The organism is Vibrio sp. BS-M-Sm-2 (genome assembly GCF_041504345.1).
GTDB lineage: Bacteria > Pseudomonadota > Gammaproteobacteria > Enterobacterales > Vibrionaceae > Vibrio > Vibrio satsumensis.
The window spans coordinates 481,158-498,202 of the sequence record NZ_CP167894.1 but is presented as its reverse complement, the minus strand read 5'-3'; the positions used below and the strand labels follow the sequence as shown (position 1 = coordinate 498,202).

The window sequence follows — 17,045 nt, the reverse complement described above, 5'->3', positions numbered from 1 at the left end:
GGCCCTACTTAAACTTATTGCTGGCTTGATAACGGAACTTAAGGAAGTTTTGCGCATTACTTAATATTTGGAATGCATCCTTAAGGTTACGTCGCTCGAAGTCAGACAGGTTCTCTGGTTCGATGTTGTTATCAGGCTCGACATTATTATCAACATCGTGTGCTTGGTGGCGAATACGAACCAGAGAGATAAACTCCATCGCATCTTTCAAATCTTGAGCTCGACCTTTTGGCAGAATACCTGCGTCGATAATGTCATCTAAACGTTCGAATGAGTTCTTAGAACGAGAGCCCACTGCCAATGAATGAACACGAATCAAATCTGCTAATGGCGCAGTACCACGGCGCTTAAGGTTGATGGAGTTGTTATGACGGCCATCTTTCTCCATCACGAAGTCTTTAAAGAAACCAAGTGGCGGCGTACGGTTGAGTGCGTTACGTGCAAGACAGGCTAAGAAGCGGTTGTTTTTACGTGCGCGTCGAACGATAAAGCTGTTTAATTGCTCAGCCCACTTCAGGCGGCCATAAACGCCATCCAGGTCGAAGAAGATTGAAGCATTCAACAGTGCTTTCGGGTTCGGGTCATCAATCCAATCGGCAAAGCACTCTTCCCATTCTCTACGAGTCATACGCCATGTTGGGTTAGTCGCCATGATGTCACCTGTACAGTACACATAGCCACATTGGTCTAAGCCGTCACAAATAAATTTTGAGAGCTCTTCAAAGTACTTACCGTGCTTTTTCTCATCGTAGGTATCATCAAGAATAATTGCGTTATCTTGGTCAGTAACGAGCAACTGCTCATCACGCCCCATCGAGCCGAGTGCGAGGAAACAATAAGGAATAGGAGCCTTACCTAATTTCTCTTCACCCAGTTCGATAATACGTTGCTTAAAGCTACGACCAATTACCGACATTGCAGTACCCACCATGTGGGCGTTGGCATCTTCGTTAACCAAGCGCACAAAGCTGTCTTTTACTTGTTCAGAAAGCACCTTCAGGTCTTCAATACTCTGTTGCTGGAAGATACTGCTCACAAGCAATAGTGAGTTTTGAGACTCGTAACGGACAATATCAGTCGCTTCGATAATACCGATAGGCTTCTTATCTTTAAGCACCGGCAAGTGATGCACGTTGTAGCGAAGCATGGTCATCATGGCTTCGTATACGTAGGCATTGTGGTCGAGTGAGATAACCTCTGGCGTCATCACACTGGATACCTCGTCCGATGGGTCTAGACCTTCGGCGAGTACACGCGTACATAAATCTCGGTCAGTGATGATGCCGATCACTGGTGTTGAGTCATCTTCATCATCTTCAACGATATCTGGGTCGATGATAAGCAAAGAGGACACATTATCTTGTGCCATCATGGTTGCAGCTTGCTGAATAGTGCGCGTTTTTTCGATCATTGGCGCTTCGCTGGTCAGCAGCGTTTTTACTTTGGATGTCGTTAGGTCGTTCGCGTCGTTACTGTCTGAGTTGGCTTGGCGTAGTCGCGCGTTATCTTCTACTTCTACGAAATCGGCAAAGGAGTCGTAGTTGTCGTAGAGCTCTTGGAAGATAGGCTCAGGAATGCAGTAGAGCAGGGTGTCTTCGGTCGCTTTAACTGGGAAACGCACCTTGTTGTTGGTCAGTAGGCCCATTTGACCGAATAAGTGGCCTTCATCAAGGCGGTTATAGAGTTCGCCTTTACGACGGTAGACTTCGACTTCGCCACTTCGAACGATGTATAAGTCATGAATTTGATCACCAAAGTGAATGATCGGGGTATCTTGGCGGTAATAAGAAATTTCCACGCTACTGGTCACTTTCGCCAACATCTCCTCAGGGAGTTCTGTGAAAGGGGGGTATTGTGCCAGAAAGTTTTGAATCTCTAATAACTCAGCATCCATAATGATCATCCATTGGTTTGTATGATTTCATGGTACAACATTTGATAATATTTTGCCGTCACAAATCAATCTGTGAGCCAAAACCTTTTTAAAGTCTTATGGATAGACTAACCTTTCAATTAATGGAGTGACAGTTTAAGGATGATAGGAATGTCGAAGTGGAAGCTTAGTTTTGTATCTGCGGTTTTTATGTTTTCTCCAAGTTTGTGGGCGGACACTAACGCAGTGGATATTTTGGATTACGACCATATTTATGCCACGGCGCATTCGGGCAGTTTAAATGAAGATGCAGGCAGTAATAACAATGCCTCGTCGTATGGATTAGGCGTCAGTTACGCGATGACGGATGATTGGTTGTTGCTGGGAGACTACAGCGCACGCTTTATTCACCCTGATGACACCACAACTCGAATTGATACGCTGATGCCAGGTGTTGGTTACCGTTACAGCATTAAGAAAGATTTAGATATAGTGGCTTACTACCTGCTTGGTATCACGAAAGGTAAGGTTGAAGATAATGACACTAACCGAACTGAATCTTCAGACACTGAGTTCATCCAAGGGGTAAAAGCCGAACTTAACTATGGTTTTGCAAAACGTTGGGTAGCTAACGGGAGTGTGCAATTGAATCGAAGTGATCTGTTTGATGAAGAGATTTATCACTTAGGTTTACGCTATCTGGTGACCAATAAGTTTGCGATTGGTGGCTCATACCAACATCGAGATGGAGAAGGCAAGATTCGTAGCGAACGAACCAATGAGCTGGGAGTGGAGTTTGTCTTAGAATATTAGTTAGTGATATTGAGACTAAGTACGTCAACAGTTGATACATCAATGTTCAGACACAAAAAAGCCAGCTTAATTGCTGGCTTTTGTATATCTATCGGTCTGCAAATACAGTTTTAACTTTACAATTAAAGAACCGCAGCGATGCCTTTACATAGAGGGCCCATGTTTGATTTAGTCATACCAGCTACACTGATACGGCCAGAACCAACAATGTAGATTGCGAATTCATCTTTCAGGCGAGTTACTTGCTCTTTGCTTAGGCCAGAGAAAGAGAACATACCATTTTGACGTTCGATGAATGTGAAGTCTGCATCAACACCTTCAGATTTCAGTGTTGTTACGAATAGCTCACGCATCTCTTGGATACGGTCGCGCATTTCTGCTACTTCTGCTTCCCATTCTGCACGTAGTTCAGCATCACCAAGGATGTGAGTGACTACAGCACTGCCGTGCGCTGGTGGGTTAGAATAGATAGAGCGGATAATGCTCTTAACTTGAGAGAACGCTGTCGTTGCTACGTCTGCAGATTCTGCAACCAGAGTGAATGCACCTACACGCTCGTTGTACAAACCGAAGTTCTTAGAGAACGAGCTAGCAACAAGGATCTCTTTGTTGTACTTAGCAAAAACACGTAGGCCAGCCGCATCTTCTTCAACGCCTTTTGCAAAACCTTGGTAAGCAAAATCGAATAGAGGCAGTAGTTTCTTCTCGGCAACCAACTTAGCCAGTACTTCCCATTCATCAGCAGTTGGGTCAATACCTGTTGGGTTGTGACAGCAGCCGTGAAGAAGAACGATGTCGCCTTCAGAAGCTTTTTCTAGGTCAGCTACCATGCCAGCGAAGTCTTTGTCTTTAGTTTCAGCGTTGTAGTAGCTGTATTGAGCCGTTTCGATACCCGCAGCAGCGAAAACGCCGTTGTGGTTAGCCCAAGTTGGGTTACTGATCCAGATTTTTACGTCGCCCAGTTGGCGCTTGATGAATTCACCCGCTACGCGAAGTGCACCTGTACCACCTGGAGCTTGTGCTGTTTTAGCGCGTTGAGACGTTACGATCTCTGCGTCTGAACCGAAAAGAAGTTTTTGAACCGCTAGACCGTATTCAGCTGTGCCTTCAATCGTTAGGTAAGATTTGGTTTTTTCGTTTTCAAGAAGTGCAGCTTCTGCTTTCTTTACTGTTTTAAGTACAGGCGTTTGACCATCTTCATTTTTGTAGATGCCAACACCAAGGTTGATTTTCTCTGCACGAGAGTCTTTTTTAAACTCTTCAGTAAGGCCGAGGATAGGATCGGCGGGAGCAGCTAACACTTTTTCAAACATAATCTTCATCCATGTCAATTGAGAGGGGATAGTATCTATGGGTAGTTATACCTGTATGGAATTTTTAAGACAATACGAAGTGAACAGAAAGGACAAAAAAATCCATTTCAATCAGATTTATTGATTAAAGAGGGTATTTGATAACAAAACACCCTACGGATTAACCTATAGGGTGCAAGAAGTTAGTGGTTTTTGAATAGATTAAGCAGGTTGAGCAATAAAGCTTTCACGCTCAAGTTCACTGGGTACATTTTTGCCATCTTTGTAGAGCGCGGCAATTGAAACGAACTCCTGTTCGACGGCCAGAAAAGCTTGGACAACTTGCGGATCAAAGTGCGTCCCATTGCCCTCTAAGATGATCTGTTTAGCTTGTTCGTGAGTAAAGGCTGGCTTGTAAACGCGTTTTGATATTAGCGCATCATAAACATCAGCTAATGCCATTAAACGACCCGACAGTGGAATCTCTTCACCAGACAGTTGCTTTGGATAACCGCTGCCGTTCCATTTCTCGTGGTGAGTGAGAGAAATCTCTTTCGCGACTCTTAAGAAAGAGCTGCTTCCTAATTGTCTTTCTGCAATAGATAACGCTTCGGCGCCAATAGCAGGGTGACCTTTCATTATCTCAAACTCTTCGTCCGTCAATTTGCCCGGTTTCAATAACACGCTATCAGGAACGCCTACTTTGCCTACATCGTGTAGTGGAGCAGATTTGTAGAGCAGCTCGATGTAGTTGGGTGTTAACAAGCTTGAGTGAGTTTCTGACTTGCTGAGCTCTTGCGCGAGTACCTTTACGTACTCTTGAGTTCTTAGGATATGGGCACCCGTTTCATTGTCTCGAGATTCTGCCAGCGCAGATAGGCTCACAATAGCAACGTCACGTGTTGTTTTGATTTCGTTTTGCGCGTTTTCGAGGCTATCAAGCATGGTATTGGTCATTGATGCCATTGAACCAAGCTCGTTGTAGCCGAATATCGGTAAGCGAACGCCTTGCTCGCCATTGGTTACCTTGTTCAATGCGCACTCTTGGCTAAGGAGAATACGTTTAATCAGTTTGCTCCACAGTGTCATGATGGTGATTGCGTATCCACCCAGTACCACAGCCAAATAAGTAAACTCTTTGATCACGCTGATCTTGCCGGTGCCATCCAATAAGCGGTCAGGGTTATGTTCTAGCCAAAAGATGTCCTTGACGGCAATCATCGTCAACATAGTCGTCAGTGTTACCAGAAGTACGATGACTAAACCAATCATTTGCTTAACCAGCGAACTCCTTTCACCAACTAGTTGGAAGTCAAATTGCCCAGTCGTCTCCATTTTATCTATTTGGCTGAGCTTGGCGTTCAATTGAAGAATGGTTCCGGTAAAGAAACCGAATAGACTCATGCCAAACAGCACTTTCAAATTGCTATCTATCGTGAATTCATAGCTTAAGTTGTAATAGAGCGCGAAAGGGATACTTGCAGCAAAAAATAGCAGGGTATCTAGCTGGGCGAATCGGCCTTGTTTGACTAAGGTATGTTGCGCCAATAAGTAATGACGCACGAGCCATAATAAGACAAACACAATACTGACTTGTGTGAAAATCTCTAACGTCGTTAAGCTCTCGAGCATAGGGCACACCCTACTGCCGTAGGTGCCAAACAGCACGCCAGCAATGACGTATAACTTAGTCGTTAGCGATTGATTGTAATTTGAAGTATCCATCGATAAGCCTTTGTTCTCATTCTTATTAGATTTACGTATTCATTGATTCACGACTTTAGAGTTACGAATGGTTAGCATAACTGACGTGAATAAGACCGAAAATTCTATCGATAGCTTTCGTGGATTGATACAAGAAACTGGTTTGTGTTAGATATTTGTTAGCTAGGTGAGGGTTATTGCAGCATTTTTATGAAGATACTTGAATAGCCTCGGTCGAGGTTCGAGGCTATTCAGTCGGTATATTTGACTTAAGTCGCGAGTGATTGAGTTCGCGACCGACTCTAAATCAAATTACTTTTTCAGATTGATTTCAGCTTCAATAGAGCCTGTTTCAATCTCAGGGTGAGACGCTAGTTTGTCTGCAGCCCATTGGTTGATGTGTTTCAGAATAGCAGACACCGCGTGTTTTTCCGTTGGTGCTTGGTCTTGTTCGACATCGATCTTTTGCTTTGGATGTGAGCCTGTCGCATCTTCAGCAATATGGAGCCAATCTGGGTGCCAGTAATATGGTTGGCCGCTCGGTGTTGTCCAACTGTGAACACCGTTTGACTCTCCTTTATAACTTAATTGGTCTGCTTCTATTTTTTTCATTGTTATCTCGCATGTTTTTGGGTTACATCAAATTATTGAGGTAGAAAGCCAACTTAGCTCCTACCTTGGGTACAAACTTAGCAAAGCTTACAAAGTTATCTGTGAAGTAATTCACACTATTGTGGAAATTAGGTGCGATCATATGGATAGCAGCAATAGTTGCTGGCGTAAGTGATAAAATCACCGGCTCACTGAATTTCTCTAGGTAGTACAATTAGATGGCGCGTTATGAAGAGCTTGCAAAGGATATTCGAACTCAGATAGCCAACAATACGTGGCGATCCGGAGAGAAGATCCCTTCGGTACGCATGAGTTGTCGAAATTACAACGTCAGCAACAGTACTGTCTTACAAGCCTACCAGTTACTAGAAAGCGAAGGGTGGATCATCGCTAAACCTCAGTCGGGCTATTTTGTTGCGCCAAGACTGGACGGCGTTGATTACGTAGAGCCACTTGTTAGTGAAAAGAAAGCCATTAATGACCGCTTATTTGATTTCTTGAAGTCGAGTTCAGCTGAAGGAGTGATTCCTTTCGGTTCTGCATTCCCAGATCCTGACCTTTTCCCGTTACCTACCTTGACTCGAAACCTTGCCAGCGCGGGCAGGAAGATGACTGGCGCGAGTGTGATAAATAATTTACCACCGGGCAGTGAGTCCTTGAGAAGGCAAATCGCACAGCGTTATCTGCAGCAAGGGATTACGGTTAATCATCAAGACATCGTGATTACGTCGGGTGCTATGGAAGCGCTCAACTTGAGCCTGCAAACGGTCACCAAGTCGGGTGATAACGTCGTGATTGAGTCTCCGGCATTCTATGGTGCTCTGCAGGCTGTCGAGAGGCTCGGGCTTAACCCTATCGAAGTGGGCGTTTGCCCAATCAATGGGTTGAATATAGAGCAGTTTGAAAACGCGCTACAAAACCAAGATGTTAAAGCGTGTTGGCTGATGACGACTTTTCAAAACCCGACGGGAACCAGTTTGTCAGAACAGGCAAAGCACCGTGTGGTAGAGATTGCAGAACAGTATGGAACCTACATTATTGAAGATGACGTGTATGGCGATCTTTATTATGAAGGGCATAAGCCGAAGCCACTAAAGGCCTTTGATAAAACCGACTCTGTTTTGCTTTGCGGGTCGTATTCAAAAAGTTTGTGTCCCGGTTATCGAGTAGGGTGGGTTGTGAACACGCGTTTTAACGATGCGATTCAAAAGTTACAGCTTCTTTCTACGTTATCAAGCAGCGCTCCCGTTCAACTTGGTGTCGCCCATTTCTTAACACATGAAAGCTACGACAATCACCTTCGTAAACTGCGTAAAAACCTTTTAGTCAGGAAAGAGCGATTTATCGATGTCATTAAGCAGTACTTTCCGCATTCAATAGAGATTGAAGAGCCGGCTGGTGGCTACTTGATATGGATTCGCTTTTCTGAAAAATTCGACAGCCAACAGTTTCATCAACTGGCTATCGAGCAAGGTATTAGTGTCGCATCTGGTGATCTGTTTAGTGAGCAGGGCAGAGTGGATAACGCGATACGATTGAACTTCTCTTATGAACTGACAGCAGAGAAAGAACAGGCGCTCATCTGGCTTGGCAAACTGGCACATCAACTTACGCACTCGTAAAATCTTAAGTCCCTCATAAAAAAGACAATGATTCCAACTGTACGGGTTGTTTCTGGCGTAACTGTACGCCTAATTGACCAGAGAGTTGTGATTCAATAACGGTAGACCAAATATTGGAGATACCGTTATGTTGAAAATGACTATGGGAAATGAAGTTAAGCTGATTATTGTCGCGATTGTGTGTGCGCTTCTGCTTATTCTCGGCCACGTACTGCTGGCAAAAGTATTCGCTGATATGGCGTGGGCGGAATACACCACTGCCGCGATCCCATTCGTTATGATGGTAATCTGCGGTCTCGCGATAAAATACGCTAGCGACCAAGATGTCGATTAATTTTCTTGTTATATGCAGTTTGTGCTCGTTGTATGTGGCTCGTCTGGTGTACACGGTTTAAATAGCTGTTGCGTTTTATTCAGAATATAAAAAAACCTCCGCAAGTGCGGAGGTTTTTATTTGTTCTTAACTTTTAAATTCGATTTAGGCTCGAATTAGAAGTTTGCAGAGCGTGGTGTACGTGGGAATGGAATCACGTCACGAACGTTGCCCATACCTGTTACGTAAGATACTAGACGCTCGAAACCAAGACCGAAACCAGCGTGTGGCACTGTGCCGTATTTACGTAGGTCGCGGTACCAGCTCATGTGCTCAGGGTCGATACCCATAGCAATCATACGCTCGTCTAGAATGTCTAGACGCTCTTCACGTTGTGCACCACCGATGATTTCACCGATGCCTGGTGCAAGTACGTCCATTGCCGCAACTGTTTTGCCGTCGTCGTTTAAGCGCATGTAGAAAGCTTTGATGTCTTTCGGGTAGTTCTTAACGATAACAGGTGCTTTGAAGTGCTCTTCAGCTAGGTAACGCTCATGCTCAGAAGACATGTCGATGCCCCACTCAACGTCAAACTCAAATTTCTTACCAGAGTCTAGTAGGATTTGGATTGCGTCAGTGTAGTCAACTTGTGCGAAGTCAGCGTCAACGAATTGCTCTAGACGAGTAATTGCTTGCTTGTCGATGCGAGAAGCGAAGAACTCTAGGTCGTCGCGGCGCTCTTCAAGAACAGCAGCGAAAACGTACTTAAGCATGTCTTCAGCCAGTTTCGCTACATCGTTAAGGTCTGCAAACGCAACTTCAGGCTCAACCATCCAGAACTCAGCTAGGTGGCGGCTTGTGTTTGAGTTTTCAGCACGGAACGTAGGACCGAACGTGTAAACCTTGCTTAGTGCACAAGCGTAAGCTTCAGCATTAAGTTGGCCAGATACTGTTAGGAACGTCTCTTTACCGAAGAAATCTTCGTTGAAGTCTACGTCGCCTTTTTCAGTGCGTGGTAGGTTTTCCATGTCTAGCGTAGAAACGCGGAACATTTCACCTGCGCCTTCTGCATCAGATGCAGTAATAAGCGGAGCAGAAGTCCAGAAGAAGCCTTGCTCGTGGTAGAAACGGTGAATCGCTTGAGATAGACAGTTACGTACACGTGCTACTGCGCCAATCACGTTTGTACGTGGACGTAGGTGAGCAACTTCACGAAGGTATTCGATAGAGTGACGTGTCTTAGCCATTGGGTAAGTGTCAGCGTCTTCAACCCAGCCTACAACTTTAACGTCAGTTGCTGCTAGTTCGAAGTCTTGACCTTTCGCAGGAGACTCAACAATCTTACCTGTTACTTCAACAGAGCAGCCAGTCGTTAGCTTTAATACTTCGTTTTCGTAATTATTAAGATTATTAGGAACCACGGCCTGAATCGGGTCGAAACAAGAGCCGTCATAAATGGCAAGGAAAGAGATTCCAGCTTTGGAATCACGACGTGAACGGATCCAGCCGCGAACAGTTACTTCACTGTCTACCGCTAGCTTGCCGCCAAGTACGTCTGTTACAGGCGCGTAAGTCATGTTGATTTCATTCTCCATTGAGGGACAAATTCAACTCAAAGTCTCTGGCATTGCTGCATATAAACATACATTTGCACAATAATTAGCCGAAACATTAAGTTGTATAAACTTTTTAAATCGATTGAACATATTACCTGTCATACCGACAGCTTCAACCTTTATTCTTGCTTGGTGAAAGAAATATTGTGTCTACTGACCATAAATACGTTTGAGGGTGTGTTTTTTGTTCGATCTTAGCCTGCACCTTACCTTTCAGCCCAATGTCAGCCGTTGAACGAGCAGGCGTAATCGAAACCTTTGTTTTCAATAATGGGAGTGTGATTGTGTTGAGACTCGCTCTATATTGGCGCGGATTCAGTCATATTGGACTTGATCACTTTCTTAATTTCCCACTAAAGCAACAAGAGGAGTTTAATATCTACGTGTTAATTACGCCGCCTTAGCCCCTGCATTCTCTCTACACCCGCACTTTTCGAGCGCTCGCTCATTCAAGAAAACAGTCGATCAAATTATGTCTCAACAAGGCAGGACTGGCTGTACAAGTAAAAGAGAATTACATGCTTAATTATTTAAAAAAACACTGGTTATCAAATGTCAAAGGAGATTCATTGTCTGGGATTGTGGTTGCACTCGCATTGATCCCTGAAGCCATCGCATTTTCAATTATCGCAGGCGTCGACCCTAAGGTAGGGCTCTATGCATCTTTTTGTATCTGTGTTGTAACCGCTTTGGTTGGCAGTCGTCCGGGGATGATTTCCGGTGCAACAGGCGCTATGGCGCTATTAATGGTCACCTTAGTGAGAGAGCACGGACTAGAGTACCTACTCGCAGCTTCATTCCTAGCTGGCGTCATTCAAATCGCGGCTGGGTATCTCAAGCTTGGTAACCTGATGAATTTCGTTTCCAAATCGGTGATTACTGGATTTGTTAACGCGCTCGCCATCCTAATCTTCATGGCCCAGCTCCCTGAATTGATCAATGTCCCTTCAAGTGTTTACGTGTTAGTCGTTTTGGGTTTGGCGATCATTTATCTGCTTCCTTATTTTCCCAAGTTTGGTCGCGCAATACCTTCTCCACTGGTCGCGATTGTTACCCTGACAATCATTAGTTTGTTGTTTGGGTTAGATGTTAGAACGATTGGCGATATGGGTAAGCTTCCTGATTCACTGCCTGTGTTCTTGATTCCTAATATTCCATTCACGTTTGATACGCTTGCGACCATCCTGCCATATTCGATTGCTCTATCTCTGGTTGGCTTGCTGGAATCCTTGATGACAGCGACCATAGTCGATGATCTGACAGATACTGAAAGTAATAAAAACAATGAGTGCAAAGGGCAGGGCGTTGCGAACATCGTTGCCTCATTATTTGGTGGAATGGCGGGGTGTGCGATGATCGGTCAGTCGATCATAAACATCAAATCAGGCGGCTTAACCCGATTATCTAGCATGATCGCCGGGGTTGTTTTGTTATTAATGGTAGTGTTTGTTTCGGATTGGTTGAAGTTGATACCGATGGCGGCTTTAGTGTCTGTGATGATTATGGTTTCAATCGGTACGTTCTCGTGGCGCTCTATTGTTGAACTTAAAGACCACACACTTCCAACTAATGTAACCATGTTAGCGACCGTGGCGGTTGTGGTGTTTACTCATAACTTAGCGATTGGGGTTGCGGTTGGCGTGGTTTTATCGGCTCTGTTTTATGCGCATGCTAGCAAGTCTATGGTCTTTATATCCGATGAAGTGGTGACCAACGAAATGCACACCATTCACCGAGTAAAAGGGCATGTATTTTTTGCGTCTTCAGATGCGTTTGTCGACTTATTTGATTATGACAACGCGACCTCTTTAGTGACCATCGATATATCGGATGCGTCATTCTTAGATAATACGTCGGTTGAAGCGCTTGATAAGGTCGTGTTCAAGTTCCGTAAAAAAGGGGCTTACGTTGAAGTGTCAGGAATGGATAGCGTGAGTGCGAATCTGATAGTCAAACACGCGATGTATCACAAGCATAAAGACTTAACCGCGGTTTCCATTACGCACTAATCATTGTCTAAGGTTCTTTGAAAGCCTGAACTAGACATTGCTAGGAAGATAAAGCGCTCATTGTTGAGCGCTTTTTGTTGGCGATTGAAAGTCTATTTATATGCTGTTCTATTAACAGAGAATAGACGATCTATGACTTCTTCTTGGTACTCGACAAAGTAAATTGATTAATCAGTGACTCAAGGTGATCGGACAGTTCTTCCAAGTCATTACTGATCCCACGAGTTTCACCAGCAGAGCGCGACGTATTATCGGCATGAGAGGTAATGGTCTCAACTTTTTGCTGCACATCTTGGGTAGCGTGTGTGGTGGATTGTGTCTGTTGTTGAATATTTTGTGCATGAGCTAGCACTTGTTTCATCTCTTCTACAACACTATTCATTTCAATTGAAAGTGCATCGATATCTGTTGAGCTTTGATGCGCTTGTTCGCAAACGCGATCAGCAGAAGCTAGCGATTCTTCACTGCCTTGCTGGAATTGATGAATGATTGACTCAATGCTGCCTGTTGCTTCTGCGGTTCGCGATGCAAGATGACGAACTTCATCAGCCACTACCGCAAACCCACGCCCTTGTTCCCCCGCACGTGCCGCTTCAATTGCTGCATTCAAGGCCAGAAGGTTGGTTTGGTCGGCAATACCACGAATCACGCTCAATATAGAAGAGACTTCTCCAGTCTGCTCGTTGAGTGTCAGTATTTTGTGTTTCACCTCTTCTATGCTGGTGACGAGGTTTTTTATCTCACCGCTTGCCTCATGTGCTTGGTTAGCACTCTTGCACGCCACATCGGCGGTGTGATTAATGAGCTCCGACGCGGTTAAAGTGGCTTGCTCTACATTGATTTGTTGCGCTTGGATACCTTCAACATTGTGTTGTACTTCAGCGGTTTCATTTTGCTGATCGCTGGCGGCTTGCTCGGTAATTTGTGCAACGCTGGTCAGCTGGTTGGCAGACGCATTCAATTTGTGAGAGGTGTCTTGTACCTTCTCTAAGCTGTGAGAAACGGTACCCATGAATGAGTTGATGGAGTTCGCGAGCGTACCGATCTCATCTTTACTTTGCTCAGGCAACCGAGTGGATAGGTTTTTATCGTTGCTGACTTGGGTCATAAAGCGAGAAGTTTGTTGCAGCGGACGAACGATAATCTTACGAATGAGCCCCATTGTAAGAACGAATCCTGCAAACGAGATCACCGCCATAATGCCAATAGCGGTTATGGTTTGAGTGTTGATTAACGAATTGACATGACTAAGGTTATATTCGAGGCGAATCGCACCTAATACTTCGCCTTCAGGCGCCATATGGCATGCCACGCAATTGGTGCCACGGTAGTTTTCACTGGATTTCATTGGTAGGGCAATGACTAAGCCTTTACCCCAATCGGCAGAAAAGGGTTCGATAACCGTTTCTCCTGCTAGTGCTCGCTTGTCGATATCATCAACAGGTCTTTGATTGTCATTACCGGGACCGTATAACTTGCTTACAGCGTCAGCGCGCAAAACACGAACGTCTTCAATGCCTTCTTGTGCTAACGCTTTTTGACGCAAGGTCTCTTTTTGCGCCATGGTGCCAGTCAGCATCATCATATTGAGGCTATCGAAATAGTTACTTGCCTTATCGTGAAGCTGTTCACTCAATACAGAATTAACAAGTTGTTTTTGCTGCGAATATTGAAAGTAGGTCGATATTGCTAGCAAAAAAGTGAACACAATAGCGAGGGCCACTAGAATTTTGAAGGTTATAGTTGAGCGCATAAGGTATCAATTTTTTATTTTTTAATGACGCGCATACTGTACGTGTAAGAACCACTACCACCTATGGGGTATGGCTAATTGTGTGACCATACTCCGGTTGTGGTTATGTTTCTGTGATGTAGCAAGTTTGTGTTATGTGTTATGCCAAAATATAACGTTGAGTTGTGAATTTGATTCTAATTAGAGGAGAGAGTCTCGGATGCTATGGGCTAGATGTATTTACCAGCTTATCTTTTATCAATGAAGATTATTGTATTAGAAGGTTTGGTGGTTAATTTGTACCCAAATGGCTATTTTGTTCAATTTAATAGCAAAAAATGTGCTTATAGCGTTGTGTTTCGAGGCTCATTCGATAAGATGAAAAGACCTCTAATGATAGAGGTAGGGCAGCAACGGATACGCTGCTTCAAATACTATGGAATGTGACTTATTGATATTGGACACATACATGAAATTCAAGATTACATCACCGATCATCGAACCCACAGAAGGGTCACCACATCAGAAGACGGCTTCTTTGTCTGATCACACCTCTCTATACTCTCGCTTGTACTACTCGTTTTCTACTGCCTTTTCGCGATTTAACTCCGCTTATCGCTCCTATCGATATTCGTTTTAAAGCTTAACTTCTTTCGATTTTTCTTTGCATCTTGGTTGATGACAGAGAACTACACCTATTAAAAACAAAATAAATAAGTTAAAGACAATGAATATTAAAATGATGGGTAGCTCCCTAATTATCGCTGGTACCGCTCTCGGTGCTGGTATGCTTGCAATCCCAATGGTATTAGCTCAATTCGGATTGCTTTACGGCACACTGCTGATGGTACTGATCTGCTTCGGTACGACTTACGCAGCATTACTACTTCTAGAAGCGACCATCAAAGCGGGTGGCGGTTTAGGACTAAACTCAATTGCCCGAAAAACCTTGGGTAAACAAGGTCAGTTGCTTACTAACGGCTTGCTATACGCGTTATTGATTTGCCTGCTAATGGCTTACATTCTAGGCGCAGGTGATTTACTGAGTAAGCTACTGTCTAACTTTGGTATTGAAGTCACCGCTACGGCAAGCCAAATCGGATTCACCTTGGTTGCTGGCGCTATAGTTGCAAGTGGCACTGGTGTTATTGATAAACTTAACCGCGCATTGTTCTTCGTGATGCTTGCTAGCTTGTTTGCAACCATGGCGTTCTTAGCGCCGAGCATGACTCAAGAAAACTTGATGCAGGTAACCAGTCATGACCACGTTGATCTAATCAAAACCAGTGCCATCCTGTTTACAAGCTTTGGCTTTATGGTTGTGATTCCAACCTTGGTTTCTTACAACCACGAAGCGACAGACAAACAGCTGCGTAACATGGTGATCGTCGGTTCTCTGATCCCATTAGTGTGTTACTTGTGTTGGTTATTTGCTGTGGTAGGTAACTTGAGTGAAGAGCAATTCAGAAGCTTCAAGAACGTATCAGATTTGATGGCGGCGTTTGAGGCTCAATCTCCTTGGGTAGGTAACGTTCTGTCTACCTTCACTGGTTTGGCATTGTTGACCTCTTTCTTTGGTGTGGCGATGGCGTTGTTCAACCAGAACAAAGACATGTTCAACCAAAACACAGCGGTAACGTACTGCATTAGCTTCATCTTACCGTTGGCGGGTTCACTGCTTGCAGCAGACAAGTTCCTACAAGTGCTGAACTACGCAGGTATCATCTTAGTGTTCTTGGCTGTGTTTGTTCCTTTGGTTATGGTTCACAAGCAGCGTTTTATGAAAGTAGCTGATGACCGATACCGAGCAGAAGGTGGCAGCGCAATGATGTTGTTCTCATTGCTGTTTGGTTGCTTCTTGCTTATCTCGCAAGTGATCTAGTTCTTTGGTCCATTATCTAAGATGCGAATCGAGCATCTTAGATATAAGTGACCGGAATTCAGATACAAAAAAAGGAACGCATCGGCGTTCCTTTTTATTATCTGCTCGTTACCAAGCAAGCTCTGTTAAGTGTTGGCTTGTTAACTTATGCTGGCCAATAAACGAATACGGACTAGCAAACCAACGTTAACTAACAAACGAATGCTAATTAACAAACAACCTTAACAGCCAAACCACCTTGAGAAGTCTCACGGTATTTAGCGTTCATGTCTTTACCTGTTTCTAGCATCGTTTCGATAACTTTATCTAGAGAAACAGTAGGAGCAGAAGAACGACGAAGTGCCATACGAGTCGAGTTGATTGCTTTAACTGCAGCAATACCGTTACGCTCGATACATGGTACTTGTACTTGGCCAGCAACTGGGTCACACGTTAGACCTAGGTTGTGCTCCATGCCGATTTCTGCAGCCATACATACTTGCTCAGGGCTACCACCCATAAGTTCAGCAAGACCAGCAGCAGCCATAGAACATGCCACACCAACTTCACCCTGACAGCCAACTTCAGCACCAGAGATAGAAGCGTTACGCTTGTAAAGACCACCGATCGCGCCAGAAGCTGCGAAGTAACGGATGTAATCTTTCTCTGTCACTGTTTGGATGAACTTATCGTAGTAAGCCAATACAGCAGGGATGATGCCACATGCGCCGTTTGTTGGTGCCGTTACTACACGACCGCCAGCTGCATTTTCTTCGTTTACTGCGAAAGCAAACATGTTTACCCAGTCAACAACCGACATTGGATCATTGGTTGTTTTTTCTGAAGTCATTAGCTGTTGGCGAAGTGCTGCTGCACGGCGAGGAACACGCAGTGGACCAGGCAGGATACCTTCAGTATTCATACCGCGATCCATACATTCACGCATCGTTTTCCAGATGTTCGCGAAGTAAGTACGAGACTCTTCGTCTGAGTGGAAAGCCGCTTGGTTTTTCATAACCAGTGTACTGATAGAAAGGCCGCTTTCTTTACACTGATTAACCAGCTCTTCAGCTGTTGTGAATTCGTAAGGTGCTTTAATTGGGTTTTCTTCTTCTTTGCCGAAGTTCTCTTCGTCAACGATGAAACCGCCACCAATTGAGTAGTACGTTTTTGAGTATGCAACTTCGTCACCAATCCAAGCATGAATGCTCATGCCGTTCTCGTGTAGAGAAAGGTTGCTAGTGTGGAAGTTCATACCGCCATCGCGTGGGAACGATACTGTATGACAGTGCATGCCAACAGGAAGGCGCTCAGTTTCTTCTACGCGAGCAATGAAGCCAGCAATAGAATCGATATCAACACGCTCAGGAGTATTGCCAGCAAGACCCATGATGATTGCGATATCTGTGTGGTGACCTTTCCCTGTCAGTGATAGTGATCCATATACGTCCACGGTGATTTTAGTGATGTCGCGCAATTTTCCCATTGAACGTAGGTCATCAATAAATTCTTTACCCGCTTTCATTGGTCCAACTGTGTGTGAGCTCGATGGACCAACACCGATTTTATAGATATCAAATACACTAATCATAGCGATT

At 44.4% G+C, this 17,045-nt stretch carries 12 protein-coding genes; 5 read left to right on the top strand and 7 right to left on the bottom strand.

Features of this window, described 5'->3' with window-relative positions:
* Positions 1-4 precede the first annotated feature (4 nt).
* The gene (locus AB8613_RS02165; RefSeq protein ID WP_086713110.1) at positions 5-1,894 is read right to left on the bottom strand and encodes a DUF294 nucleotidyltransferase-like domain-containing protein; all 1,890 of its coding nucleotides are present in this window, start codon (positions 1,892-1,894) and stop codon (positions 5-7) included.
* A 150-nt stretch (positions 1,895-2,044) separates the two neighbouring features.
* On the opposite strand from AB8613_RS02165, the gene AB8613_RS02160 reads away from it, so the two are divergent.
* Positions 2,045-2,686: an outer membrane beta-barrel protein gene (locus AB8613_RS02160; RefSeq protein ID WP_372384357.1), complete on the top strand. Its 642-nt coding sequence runs from the start codon at positions 2,045-2,047 to the stop codon at positions 2,684-2,686.
* Between the two features lie 122 nt (positions 2,687-2,808).
* On the opposite strand, the gene AB8613_RS02155 is transcribed toward AB8613_RS02160, so the two are convergent.
* The 3 genes from AB8613_RS02155 to AB8613_RS02145 all read right to left on the bottom strand — a co-directional run bounded on the left by AB8613_RS02155 (position 2,809) and on the right by AB8613_RS02145 (position 6,294).
* Positions 2,809-3,999: an amino acid aminotransferase gene (locus tag AB8613_RS02155; RefSeq protein WP_146491319.1), complete on the bottom strand. Its 1,191-nt coding sequence runs from the start codon at positions 3,997-3,999 to the stop codon at positions 2,809-2,811.
* Between the two features lie 201 nt (positions 4,000-4,200).
* The gene (locus AB8613_RS02150; protein WP_372384356.1) at positions 4,201-5,703 is read right to left on the bottom strand and encodes an HD-GYP domain-containing protein; all 1,503 of its coding nucleotides are present in this window, start codon (positions 5,701-5,703) and stop codon (positions 4,201-4,203) included.
* Positions 5,704-5,994: 291 nt separating this feature from the next.
* Positions 5,995-6,294 (bottom strand): hypothetical protein, encoded by a 300-nt coding sequence (locus AB8613_RS02145; RefSeq protein WP_017060414.1) that lies wholly within the window; start codon positions 6,292-6,294, stop codon positions 5,995-5,997.
* Positions 6,295-6,512: 218 nt separating this feature from the next.
* Here AB8613_RS02145 and AB8613_RS02140 point away from each other — a divergent pair, with 218 nt between their 5' ends.
* Together AB8613_RS02140 and AB8613_RS02135 are read left to right on the top strand one after the other, a co-directional pair.
* Entirely contained in the window at positions 6,513-7,916 is a 1,404-nt protein-coding gene (locus AB8613_RS02140; protein ID WP_372384355.1) for a PLP-dependent aminotransferase family protein, read from the top strand.
* 127 nt (positions 7,917-8,043) lie between these two features.
* The gene (locus AB8613_RS02135) at positions 8,044-8,250 is read left to right on the top strand and encodes a hypothetical protein (protein ID WP_372384354.1); all 207 of its coding nucleotides are present in this window, start codon (positions 8,044-8,046) and stop codon (positions 8,248-8,250) included.
* Positions 8,251-8,405: 155 nt separating this feature from the next.
* Here AB8613_RS02135 and asnS read toward each other — a convergent pair whose 3' ends face one another.
* On the bottom strand, positions 8,406-9,806 hold the full coding sequence (gene asnS, locus AB8613_RS02130; RefSeq protein WP_017060416.1) for an asparagine--tRNA ligase: 1,401 nt from the start codon (positions 9,804-9,806) through the stop codon (positions 8,406-8,408).
* A gap of 557 nt (positions 9,807-10,363) precedes the next feature.
* Between asnS and AB8613_RS02125 the strand changes: the two genes are divergently transcribed.
* On the top strand, positions 10,364-11,854 hold the full coding sequence (locus AB8613_RS02125; RefSeq protein WP_050634570.1) for a SulP family inorganic anion transporter: 1,491 nt from the start codon (positions 10,364-10,366) through the stop codon (positions 11,852-11,854).
* A gap of 130 nt (positions 11,855-11,984) precedes the next feature.
* On the opposite strand, the gene AB8613_RS02120 is transcribed toward AB8613_RS02125, so the two are convergent.
* The gene (locus AB8613_RS02120; RefSeq protein WP_372384353.1) at positions 11,985-13,607 is read right to left on the bottom strand and encodes a methyl-accepting chemotaxis protein; all 1,623 of its coding nucleotides are present in this window, start codon (positions 13,605-13,607) and stop codon (positions 11,985-11,987) included.
* 718 nt (positions 13,608-14,325) lie between these two features.
* Here AB8613_RS02120 and AB8613_RS02115 point away from each other — a divergent pair.
* Positions 14,326-15,468, top strand: coding sequence for an amino acid permease (locus tag AB8613_RS02115; protein WP_146491325.1), 1,143 nt, complete (start codon positions 14,326-14,328; stop codon positions 15,466-15,468).
* Between the two features lie 208 nt (positions 15,469-15,676).
* Here the strand turns inward: AB8613_RS02115 and AB8613_RS02110 are convergent, their stop codons facing one another.
* Positions 15,677-17,038 (bottom strand): L-serine ammonia-lyase, encoded by a 1,362-nt coding sequence (locus tag AB8613_RS02110; RefSeq protein WP_060981746.1) that lies wholly within the window; start codon positions 17,036-17,038, stop codon positions 15,677-15,679.
* Positions 17,039-17,045 lie beyond the last annotated feature (7 nt).